Source organism: Okeania sp. SIO2C2 (assembly GCF_010692625.1).
GTDB lineage: Bacteria > Cyanobacteriota > Cyanobacteriia > Cyanobacteriales > Microcoleaceae > Okeania > Okeania hirsuta.
On the sequence record NZ_JAAHGM010000039.1, the window covers coordinates 22543 to 34690 of the forward strand.

The following is a 12148-nucleotide window of genomic DNA, read 5'->3' on the forward strand; positions in this document are numbered from 1 at the left end:
AATAGAAATAGACCCTGCTCCCAGGAGGGGGAGGGGCGAGGGGTGGGTTGACTCCTAAACAGTTAACCTATCTATAACTGTTTAACCGGATTTGATATCATTCTTTCTTCTATATTAAAAGAACCAAAAATTAAGCACAAAAATAACTTAATTTTCAGTTCTTTTTTAAGACACTATATTTTGCACTTCAACTATTTAGTAAATTATCATTCTAAACCTACTAAATCAATTGAAGTATAAAACCTCAATTACATGATTGGAACAAAACGTTCTTTTTCTGGAACATTAGTGTACTCAGCCACAATTTGTCGGAACTCATCACCATCAATAGTTTCTTTTTCAACAAGCAGATCGACTAAACGATCTATCACAACCCGGTTCTCACGCATTATATTACAAGCGTGCTCATAACAATGATCAACAATAGTGCGAACTTGATCGTCAATACGAGAAGCGATCTCATCAGAATATTCTGAACGAGTCATTAGGTCGCGACCCAAAAACACCTCGCCTTGTTGAGTTTCCAGAGACATCGGACCGAGATCGGACATACCATAACGAGTCACCATTTGACGTGCCATCCCTGTAACCTGTTGCAGGTCATTACCAGCACCAGTTGTCACCTCAGCATCACCAAAAATAACTTTCTCAGCAGCGCGACCACCAAGAGCACCAGTAATACGAGCCAAAATTTGTGACCTTGAGATTAAACCTTGGTCTTCACTAGGCATAAACCAGGTGAGACCACGAGCTTGACCACGGGGAATCAAAGTGACTTTTTGCACTGGGTCATGATCTTTGATCAAAGTACCAACGATGGCATGACCAACCTCGTGATAACCAATTAACCGCTTGCTCTTACCATCCATAAGTGGAGTTCCCTCCATACCTGCGACCACCCGGTCTACAGCATCATCAATTTCCGGCATAGTAATTGCTTCTTTACGACGACGAGCAGTGAGAATTGCAGCTTCATTCAGTAAGTTGGCCAAATCTGCACCTGTAAAACCAGGAGTACGACGAGCGATCGCATCTAGAGATACTTCTTCACTGAGCTTCTTGTTGCGAGCGTGAACTTCCAGAATTGACAAACGACCTTTAATATCTGGAGCATCAACAGTAACTTGACGGTCAAACCTACCTGGACGTAATAATGCAGAATCTAATACATCAGGGCGGTTAGTAGCAGCAATAATAATGATACCAGTGTTACCCTCAAAACCATCCATCTCTGTCAACAACTGGTTAAGAGTTTGTTCCCTTTCATCATTACCACCACCGATACCAGCACCACGTTGTCTACCTACCGCATCAATTTCATCAATAAAGATAATACAAGGAGCATTTTCCTTTGCTTTTTTGAATAAGTCGCGAACGCGGGAAGCACCCACACCCACAAACATTTCCACAAATTCCGAACCAGAAATACTGAAAAATGGAACACCAGCTTCACCAGCGATCGCCTTGGCCAACAAAGTTTTACCAGTTCCTGGAGGGCCAACTAATAATACGCCTTTAGGAATTCGCGCTCCCACTGCAGTGAATCTTTCTGGTTTTTTGAGGAAAGTCACAACTTCTTGTAATTCTTCCTTGGCCTCATCAACTCCAGCCACATCATCAAACAGTACACCTGTCTTTGCCTCCATGGAGAAGCGGGCCTTAGATTTACCAAAATTCATTGCTTGTCCAGGGCCACCAGGAACATTACTGGAGCGACGGAAGAGGAAAAATAGACCGACAATTAATAAAACTGGGAAAACCAAATTTCCTAATAATCCCCATATTGCCCCTTCATTGCGTGGGGGATGAGTGTCAAAACTAATATTTGCCTCTCGTAGACGAGAAATTAGGTCTGGGGAATTAGCTGGTAAATCTACTCTTAATCGTTGGACCCGATTATCTAGTTCTGGATCGACTGCTTCAACGATAGCTGTACGGCCACCTTCATAAAGGTCTACACTTGTCACTCGGTCTGCTTGTAAGTAGTCCAAGAATCGACCATAGCTCATCCGGGTACTAGCGGTATTGCTACCCATGTTTGCTACTGTCGGGGAAAATGCCCCTTGCCAAATGAAAAAACCTATGACTAGAGCTGGTAAGCTCCAAAGTACAATTGTTCTCCAAGAAATTTTCATAAATTATTGGCCTCTTTTAGTAAAATTGAATTGAAATAGTTGGTGTAATTTTTTACACTTTTGATATTTTTGCCCACCTGACTTGATTGAAGGCGGAGAGTCCCAAATATAACTATTTGGCTCCCTGTTGCCTCTTCTAGAGGAGCTTTCCTAGGGAATACTCGACAAACGCTAACAATGTACCTACCATTCTTTGGGGTCAACCATTTCAGGTTTAAAGGTTTGCTTCACAGGTAAGCCAGGGCGGTTTTGGGGGTCTTCCCCATCAGCTACTGGCACTAACACCGTTAGTTCAGTGGCCAAGAAATACTCATAATCTTAACTAAATGTAACTTAACAATAGACATTAAGGCAACTACTTGGACTTCGAGAACAAATATCCTGGTATTGGCACTAACAAATTAGGGGACTGGAAATTCCTTTAGAGTTATCCCCGATGGAAGCAATCTTAGGCTAGGGTTAGCAACATATATATTTAGAAGAGAATATTTAATTTCTAAGGCTTTGATGAGAAAATAAGTGAAGGGTATGATCAAGAATATTAAGAAGGAAGTATTAATTTAAGGTTAAATCTCTAAATTAATATCTAAATTAGTATTAAGTCATTTTGTCAGAAGTAGGGAATTACTCTAGTTTCCTAGATGTTTCACTTGCCAGTGAAGTGAGGCACGGTCAAAAAATCAACTTTTTTCCTCTTCCTTTTCCTTATATATGTGCTAAACATTTTTAACTTAAGATGCTAAGTTTATGGAAAGTTATTTTAATTAACTTAGAAATTCTGATAATAATTCCTGAAAAGTTTCATTAACCTGTTCAATAAATGGAGCTTCGTGAAACTATGCTTTAATAATAATTTTGATCAGACTAATATCTAAATATTATATTTAGTTAGCTATATGTCCTCGGCTCAAAAGAACAGGTTTAACCAAAAACCTATCTGGGGGAAGTCTGAAAATCTCCACTTTTCGATCACTCGGTTGAAAATAATCCCTTGTTAAAACAAGTGTGAAATAGAGGAATGTCTCACGCCTGATATGGTAATCTCCCCTTATTGCAGAAGTGACGATGTAAAAGTATAGACTGTGTATTCTCCAGTTGACTGAAACTTCTGAAAGTACTTTACTTCTAAATTCTATGTTGATTTTATTCGCTTAATACCGTAGGTCTTAATTAATTTATAACTTAGGATTTTTAACAACGGTAGTGTTTTGATTTAAAAATTTAGTGAGGTAATACAACCTAATGGTTATTAAACAGCCAGCAGCAGCAATGCTGACCCAGAAACCACCTAGTGTCCATAAAAAAACAATCCTGAGTGTGGACTTAGGACGGACAGCTAGTAAAGCTTGTGTTAGTCGGACTCCAAATGGTGTAGTTTTCATTCCAGCTAATGTCAAACAATTAAGTTTAGAACAAGTAAGATCGGGTAATTTTGAGTCTAAACCTACAGACCCACTATTAGATATGTGGCTGGAATATCAAGGCTCTGGATACGCTGTAGGTCAGTTGGCTGCTGATTTCGGGGCAAATCTATTCGGTGATGAACGCTCTTTTGCCAAGTCCAAAGTCGAAGATGCTCTCATTAAAATTTTGGCCTGTGCTGGTTATTTTCAGCTCAAAGGCGAATTTTCAGTTGTGATGGGTTTACCATTTTATTCCCAAGAGCAATTTGAAAAGGAAAAGGAACAGATTGTTAGTCAATTACAATGTCCTCATAAAATGTCCTATCGAGGTAGCGAACCTACCGAAATTAGAATTAATAAGGTTTGGATCATGCCAGAGGGGTATGGTAGTTTGCTATGGTGTGAAGCTAACAACGGCAAGGAATTTCAGCCAGAGTTACCTAAACTATCTCTTGCTATTGTTGATATTGGCCATCAGACTACAGACTTTTTAATGGTAGACCGTTTTCGGTTTGCTAGAGCTGCTTCTAAGAGTGAACCTTTTGCCATGAGCCAATTTTATGAAGATGTGGCTTCTAAGATTGAGGGATCAGATGCTCAGTCTTTATATTTGCTAGAAGCAGTCCATAAACCAGAAGGCCAGCGTTCCTACCGTCCCAGAGGAGCGACAAAACCTATTAATCTTGATGGCGTTGTGCCTGAGTTGCGTAAAGTTTTTGCAGCTAAACTCTGTGACCGTTTGATTAAGTGGCTACCAGAAAGGGTGACAGATGTTGTTATGACTGGCGGTGGTGCAGAATTTTTCCAGGAAGATTTGGAAAGGTTATTACAAGAGGCAGGTCTCAATGCTCATTTAGCTCAACCACCTAGAGAAGCAAATACTCTGGGACAATATATTTATGGAGAGGCTCAACTAGCAATATCTAGATAAGTTTTAACATCACAAAGATATTTGAGGTTGTACAATCCAGGACTGTTTCATTCTAAACTGTGCCATTTTATGTATTGAGGGAACCAGGTTATTTACAGCTTTAGGAAATTTATCTTTCGCTGTCTAAAAATCAATGAATTTATTGTCAAAATCTAGAATGAAATGAACCTGTGTACAATCTAAGCAATTTTAGATAACCTCAGGTGCTAAAATCTAGTTTATATATTAATTGAGTATCGCACTGAGTTCCTGTGTAGTTTTTTCTAGGTCTGGAAGTAAAAAATAACGGGGCACAGTAGAAAATTTATTTTCTCTTTCCCCGTGTTAAGTTAACAAAAATATTACCTGATGCTTTGGGAAAAAAATCAGAAAAAAGAAGTCTTTTTTACCGAAGAGGCAGCAGATCAGCAATTATTGGTAGCTATAGAAAAAGAGTTAAATTCTCAAAAATATCGAACTTTTAGCAATCTTTGTAAACAAGCTCTGTGGCAATTTTTGGATGTATCTTCATCATCGACAGAATTAGCTAAATCTGCGTCTAATTTACAAAGGCTAGAGCACAGAATTTATGAGAAGCTTACCAAACATTTTTCTGAGTTAGAAACAAAATTGGTTTCTGATGAATTGAATACATCTAATAATACAGTTCAATCTAATCAATCTAATGAAAATGAGTTAAAAAAACACTTGAATCAATTGCATCAACAGTTGACTCAAATCCAATTAAATTTAGATGCTAAATTCATCGAAGTTATGGAGACTTTTAAGACAGAGTTGTCACAGATAGAAATACCTATTACTAAATCAGCCCAAGAAGAGTCAGAAGAATTAACTCCTACTAATACTAAACCAACAGAAGAAGATTTATCTGTTCAACAATCTACAACTGATGCAGATCCTTTATTGCAGCGCTTAAGTTCTCTGTTAGAAGATTTCTAATTAATTATGCTTCAATATATCTTTATTCACAAAAATAATGCCCACCAATTTGAGTGAGTAATGGCAAAATAGTCAAGGCAAAGAAGTAGAGAAGCAAGAAAAAAAAGAAACTAATTTACATAGATTAAGTACCAAATAAAATTGGAGAAACTCTCGAACTGCATAGTTTGCCAATTTCCTTTTCATAGCATTCTTTTTGATGATTAGTATTAATATAGTCTTCTATAGTCTTCGGAAATTAGTTATCGTATGATCAGCGGAAGACCGAGTCAAGAAAAAGCAAGGATTAGAGTGGGAATTATCTGGGGATATTCCGGCATTTTATGTCTGCATTGAATGGCAGTAGAAAGTGCGATAACTGTATAACAGGATTTCATATAAGAGGCAGACAAATAAATTTGGAGACCATCTTACGAATGCTTTTATTTTTGACATAAGGTATAGTGGATTTCATCATTAAAAATGATCGATAAATCATAAATAAAGTAAAAATTATTTTTAGATATTTGAACTGTATTCCTCATCATTCACAAAAATTAGTTAGTATATTACCTTAAACTTTAGTTAGTACAAATACATTGCCTTGATTGCCTCTTCCAATGCGTAAATCTTCATCTAAATATGTAATATCTAACCATCCCTTTTGTTCTCGGTTTTGTATCTTAAAATCAACAGCAGTAAATTTTTTTCCTGATTCTATTTCAGCAATTAATCTATTAGGTGATTGATAACCTATTAAACTTTGTAAACCTAAAATTGAACGATTAAATTTAACATTTACTCGCTTTTCGGAAACAGCTTCAAACTGAGCAACAACACTAACTATTCCTTCTAATAAAGGCAAACCAGATACTTCAGCAATATTATAGATTGCCGTATCTTGGACTCGGATACATTGATAAATCTCCCCTAGTTTCAGGAAAGGAAAACTATCAATGCGTAGTAATTCTTGACTGGTAGTATAAAGTAATCGCCAATTGCCATTTAATAGTTCTTTTGCTTCAAAGGGACAAGGGTTTGGATTGTAATCTTCTACTTGAGCGATCGCTGCTAGAATTACTTGTTGGTCATATTTGCTTGCTAGTAAACCACGATTTTTGCCTGTAAGTGTCTCTATTAATCTGGACTTATAAATCATAATTTTTGTTTATTGTCAATCTGCGTTGATTCTAAGCTGACAATTTTCATTTATTTGTCATTTATTTACATGAAGAAGAAGATTTCAAAAACATTCTTCGGGTATCCGGGTCTTCAGCAATTTTAACGATATCCTTAACAGTAGCAAAAAATTTGGATCGGCTTACTACTTGAGATTAATTTTACTTTGTTTGAATGAATCTAAAAATTTTATATTTTATATTATTTTTTGGTGCCAAATTATCCATCTTGTTCTTTTTCAACCTCTGAAATTCTCTTTTCCCTGATGGATTCCCATCTTACAAGAGGTGCAAATAAGGTTTGATAGAGATGATCACCCCTATCGACAGCATTGTAACCTACTGTAGGGGTGAATGGCCATTCGCCCCTAGTACTGACTACTTCTTCAAAATTTGATGCCAGTAAATTCATCTAATCTGTTAAACAAGGATAGGAAAAACATTTATATATATTATTTGCTGGCAAATTTAAAACAAAATCCCCTAAAATCCAAGAGACTGGATAGAGGAGATGAGTAAATCTAAAGATATTAGGATAGACTTACTAAAATTCCTTGACTGAGGATATATGGAAGAAAAACAACAAACAAACAGTTCATCAGAACCTGTAGTGCCACAACCAACTACGGTACAGGAAACAGTAAATCCACAACCTGTAGTACAACAACCAACTACGGTACAGGAAACAGTAAATCCACAACCTGTAGTACAACAACCAACTACGGTACAGGAAACAGTAAATCCACAACCTGTAGTACAACAACCAACTACGGTACAGGAAACAGTAAATCCACAACCTGTAGTGCCACAACCCGCTACGGTACAGGAAACACCAGTAGTGCCACAACCAACTACGGTACAGGAAACAGTAAATCCACAACCTGTAGTACAACAACCAACTACGGTACAGGAAACAGTAAATCCACAACCAGTAGTGCCACAACCAACTACGGTACAGGAAACAGTAAATCCACAACCAGTAGTGCCACAACCCGCTACGGTACAGGAAACACCAGTAGTACAACAACCAACTACGGTACAGGAGACCGTAAATCCACAACCAGTAGTACAACAACCAACTACGGTACAGGAGACCGTAAATCCACAACCAGTAGTGCCACAACCAACTACGGTACAGGAGACCGTAAATCCACAACCAGTAGTGCCACAACCAACTACGGTACAGGAGACCGTAAATCCACAACCAGTAGTGCCACAACCAACTACGGTACAGGAGACCGTAAATCCACAACCAGTAGTGCCACAACCAACTACGGTACAGGAGACAGTAAATCCACAACCTGTAGTTGTGTCACCAAGTATGGTGAAGGCAAATGTAGAACAACCAGTAGGACAACCAGTAGGAGTTATTAGTCGTAGAAATAACCAATCTCAGTCACAACCAGTTCTTGTTTACAACCCCTCCCTGCTTCTAATACCTCGCCATGAACCGGCAGATGTAATCCCTACCCAACGAGACTCATCTATAGTGGACTGGTTAGAAACATCAGGCAGAATGTTACCTAGAGATCCTTCAGAATCAGACAATTATCTAGAAGAGGAAGAGGAAATCTCAGAATTGATAGCTGTAGATGACAATTTTAGTGATGATGATGTTTTAGAAGGAAATGCCGATGACTCTGGTGAATAGATATTTTTCAACAATTAATAATTAATAATTAATAATTAATTATTACCTCTCCTTGAAAACGGATAGGATTGACGCGGAGTGGGAAAATTTTTTCTTTTTTCTCCTTGTAAAGGAGAGGCTTTAAACCTTAATTATTCGGTAATTACTAAAAAGCTATTCAGTTAAAAGCTGAATTTGATAATTATTTAATCAAACCTAAAGTATTAAAAAGTGTGTGTGGAGGAGATTTTTTATGCAAAATAAGCTCATTTTTAGCAAATCTATTGCTTTATCGGGAGAAAATTTATTCTTGGGTCTGGGTTTAGGGTTAAGCTCTTTTGCCCTAATTTTAGATAGCATGGCTAATCGAATTATCGGTATAGAATCTCTGAGCTTACCCCTAATTCTATGTGCTCTAGCAACTGCAAGTTTGGGGTATTGGATTATACCTATACTTAGAAAACTTAAAGCTGGACAAATAATCCGGGAGGATGGCCCCCAAGCGCATTTACAAAAAGCAGGTACTCCAACTATGGGAGGTATATTTTTTGTTCCGGTGGGAGTAGCGATCGCTCTGTTATTATCGAAGTTTCATCCAGATGTCATGGCAGTATCGGCAATGACTCTAGCTTATGGTTTTATTGGTTGGTTGGATGATTGGAGAATTTTGCAACGTAAGTCTAATAAGGGAATATCTCCGAAAATGAAATTGGCTTTGCAGGTGGGTTTTGCAATGCTATTTTGTGGATGGCTAGCATGGAGTGAACCTAGTACGGTTACTAATATTGCTTTACCATTTGGTTTACAATTATCTTTAGGATTACTATTTTGGCCTCTGGCAGGTTTTGTTTTAGTTGCAGAAAGTAATGCTACAAATCTTACGGATGGTGTTGATGGTTTGATGGGAGGTTTGGGAGCAGTTGCATTTTTAGGGTTAGCTGCTTATTTAGCTCCTACTGCTCCGGAGTTAATGATTTTTTGTGCTTGTATGAGTGGTAGTTGTCTCGGTTTTGTTGTTCATAACCGCAATCCTGCTAAGGTGTTTATGGGTGATACAGGGTCGTTAGCTTTGGGTGGAAGTTTAGCTGCAGTTGCTCTACTAACTAATACTCTATGGATATTGTTAATTCTTAGTGTGGTTTTTTTAATAGAAACTCTTTCGGTTATTGCTCAAGTGAGTTATTACAAGGCAACAAAAGGACCTGATGGTGTAGGCAAACGCTTATTTAAAATGGCTCCTTTTCATCATCATTTAGAATTATCTGGTTGGTCGGAAACTCAAGTGGTGGGATGTTTTTACTCAGTTAGTGCAATTTTGGCTAGCTTGTGTTTATTTTAAAAAAAAGGAGTCAGGAGTCAGGAGTCAGGAGTCAGGAGGGAAGAAAGAAGATCGGGAAAAGGAGAAAGTTTTTTTATCACTAATAGACATCTGGTAAAAATCCAAAATAAAATCAATTCTTATCCATAAATTATCAATTATTTATCCCTGTTACCTTTTCCCTCTTTTCTGAAGATGTCTAATTATCCGGACATGATATAAATTATTAATTGAAAAACCGATCATGACAAAAGTTTCGGTAATTGTACCAATTTATAATGGTGAGAAAGACTTGCCAGACTTGATAGAATGTCTGCGGTCGCAAACTTATCCTGCTGACCAAGTAGAATATTTACTCGTAGATAATAATAGTGGCGATCGCAGTAAGTCACTAATTGAAGCAGCAGCACAGTCAAATCAAATTACAATTTGTCTAGTCACTGAAAATCAAATTCAAAGTTCCTATGCTGCTCGCAATGCTGGTATTCGTGCTGCTAGTAGCGATATATTTGCTTTCACTGATGGCGACTGTCGTCCTCAACCTCAATGGTTAGAAAATTTAATTCAGCCATTTTCTGACCCTAATATTGGCATTGTTGTGGGAGAAATACTTGCTTTACCTGGGGATAGTTTATTAGAAAAATATGCAGATAAACAAGATACTCTTTCTCAAAAACATACTTTAGCTAATTCATTTTGTCCTTATGGTCAAACTGCTAATTTAGCTATTAGAAAGCAAGCATTTGTAGAGGTAGGATTATTTCGTCCTTATTTAACAACGGGTGGAGATGCTGATATTTGTTGGCGTATTTTACGAGAAACATCTTATCAGTTTAAATTTGTAGAAAATGCAGTAGTTAAACATCGTCATCGTTCAACTTGGAAAGATTTACAAAGTCAATGGCGCAGGTATGGAAAGTCAAATAAGTATTTGCATGAACTGCACGGTATCGATTTAATGCGAGAGTTTAAAACTAAAGAGTATGTGTATCGTTTGAGTAGATGGTTATTAAAAGAGTTACCTCTAACAACGATGAAAATAATATCAGGTAAAGCAGAATTTGTAGAGTTGTTTGATACTCCTATTGGTTTGTTAAATGGTAGGGCAAGAATTATCGGTCAAAAAGAAGCAAAGTTGTCAGATGAAGCACGACAAATTGAAAGATTTTAGTCTAATTTTTTTATAGCGCTGCGCGCAGGCAACAGGCAATAAGCAACAGCGGTGCGACCCCGCGTCGGCGATAGACGCAAGCGATCAGATCCCGCGTCGCCGTCAGACGCAAGGGAACCCTGACCAAGAGAGGCAATAGAGGGAATAAATTGCTGATAATAATAAGACTTTTAGTTATTGGACACCTCCTGCAATTTGTAAATATGCTAACGCACATTGCTATATATGGAATTTCATTCAATAGGATGCTTTAATTATTGATTTTTATAGAAGTTATTATAATTGCTTATCTAACTAAGTAGAAGACTATCCATAAGGAATTTTTCCTTCTGCCTTCTGCCTTCTTCAATATTTTTCTACAGGCTGTATTGTGATATTATTATTGATGCTTACTCCAATAATAATAGTGGCAGGTAAGCTCAATTGAATCTGTTTAAAACAGGCCAAAAACTGATACATAATCTAATCAAAGAGGAGATAGTAACATGAAAAACTTGACTGTTGATAGTAAGAAGAACTGTTTATTAGTAGACAAAACATGGATGGAAAACCTGCAGAAAGAGGCTGCATCTGCAAGTTTAGATCCTGGTATGTATGTTTTGCGGATTAAGAGTGGATCATTTAGCTATGGTAGTGGCATGGGTGCTGAACCATTTGTGTTACTCTGGATATATGGTGGCAAATTTGTTAACTTGAAGACCAATGTTGAAACTTCAGCTACATGGTCTTCTTTAAATGGATATGATGATACGATTACATTGGAAGTCAAAGAAGCAATTATAGTTAGTGCTTTATTTCTTGATGTTTATGAAGATGATAATTCTGGTGAAGTTACTGTTTCTATTTTGGATGCGTAAATCATCAGTTTGATATTGGGTTTTTTGTCAAAAAATTAGTAATAAATTTGACGCGATCGCTCTCTTAGTTACTGAGGTGGGCGATCGTTTCTGTTTATTTTGAAGGAAGAAGGAAGAAGAAAAAATCTTGCGTTGTTTGACTTTTATGCTAACGCTTAAGTGTTCTTGTTCATTAATTTGGTCAGATCCGAAGATTATTTTAAAGGCGTAATCAATTTTGGGGTTAATAAATTTCATAGTGTGTTTTATTGATTTCAATAAAACGTTTGAACACTAATAATAGGCGTTGATTTTTTAAATAATTTAAGTGAGCGATCGCTTATTTGTTAGGTAAGGAATTAGGGGTAATTTTCCATGATTTTAATTAATCAAACAAACCTTCTCTTTCCTATATATAATTAGACATCTCCAATCATCAAAAATCAAATTAATTATCGTACATAAATTATCAGTTATTTCTCCCTATTCCCTATTCCCTATTCCCTATTCCCTATTCCCTCTTTTCTGAATAGGCATTGATTTTTTAAATAATTTAAGTGAGCGATCGCTTATTTGTTAGGTAAGGAATTAGGGGTAATTTTCCATGGTTTTAATTAATCAAACAAAC

General features: G+C 37.0%; 9 protein-coding genes. 6 read left to right on the forward strand and 3 right to left on the reverse strand.

Annotation, left to right across the window (positions count from 1 at the left end):
• Window positions 1-248 precede the first annotated feature (248 nt).
• Window positions 249-2135 carry an ATP-dependent zinc metalloprotease FtsH2 gene (gene ftsH2, locus F6K18_RS24830; RefSeq protein WP_287524991.1) on the reverse strand — a complete coding sequence of 629 codons (1887 nt, stop codon included), beginning with the start codon at window positions 2133-2135 and terminating at the stop codon, window positions 249-251.
• A 1242-nt stretch (window positions 2136-3377) separates the two neighbouring features.
• On the opposite strand from ftsH2, the gene F6K18_RS24835 reads away from it, so the two are divergent.
• Both F6K18_RS24835 and F6K18_RS24840 read left to right on the forward strand, forming a co-directional pair.
• The gene (locus F6K18_RS24835; protein ID WP_287524992.1) at window positions 3378-4469 is read left to right on the forward strand and encodes a ParM/StbA family protein; all 1092 of its coding nucleotides are present in this window, start codon (window positions 3378-3380) and stop codon (window positions 4467-4469) included.
• Window positions 4470-4817: 348 nt separating this feature from the next.
• Window positions 4818-5408, forward strand: a complete 591-nt coding sequence (locus F6K18_RS24840; protein ID WP_287524993.1) for a hypothetical protein — start codon at window positions 4818-4820, stop codon at window positions 5406-5408.
• 553 nt (window positions 5409-5961) lie between these two features.
• Here F6K18_RS24840 and F6K18_RS24845 read toward each other — a convergent pair.
• Entirely contained in the window at window positions 5962-6546 is a 585-nt protein-coding gene (locus F6K18_RS24845; RefSeq protein WP_124145828.1) for a PAP/fibrillin family protein, read from the reverse strand.
• Window positions 6547-7133: 587 nt separating this feature from the next.
• On the opposite strand from F6K18_RS24845, the gene F6K18_RS24850 reads away from it, so the two are divergent.
• From F6K18_RS24850 to F6K18_RS24865, 4 genes are all read left to right on the forward strand, one after another.
• Window positions 7134-8216, forward strand: a complete 1083-nt coding sequence (locus tag F6K18_RS24850; RefSeq protein ID WP_287524994.1) for a DUF3134 domain-containing protein — start codon at window positions 7134-7136, stop codon at window positions 8214-8216.
• A 232-nt stretch (window positions 8217-8448) separates the two neighbouring features.
• A complete protein-coding gene (gene mraY, locus F6K18_RS24855; protein ID WP_287524995.1) occupies window positions 8449-9534 on the forward strand; it encodes a phospho-N-acetylmuramoyl-pentapeptide-transferase in 1086 nt (361 codons plus the stop codon).
• A gap of 223 nt (window positions 9535-9757) precedes the next feature.
• A complete protein-coding gene (locus tag F6K18_RS24860) occupies window positions 9758-10684 on the forward strand; it encodes a glycosyltransferase family 2 protein (protein WP_287524996.1) in 927 nt (308 codons plus the stop codon).
• 485 nt (window positions 10685-11169) lie between these two features.
• The gene (locus F6K18_RS24865; protein ID WP_287524997.1) at window positions 11170-11541 is read left to right on the forward strand and encodes a hypothetical protein; all 372 of its coding nucleotides are present in this window, start codon (window positions 11170-11172) and stop codon (window positions 11539-11541) included.
• A 27-nt stretch (window positions 11542-11568) separates the two neighbouring features.
• On the opposite strand, the gene F6K18_RS24870 is transcribed toward F6K18_RS24865, so the two are convergent.
• Entirely contained in the window at window positions 11569-11778 is a 210-nt protein-coding gene (locus F6K18_RS24870) for a hypothetical protein (RefSeq protein WP_287524998.1), read from the reverse strand.
• Window positions 11779-12148 lie beyond the last annotated feature (370 nt).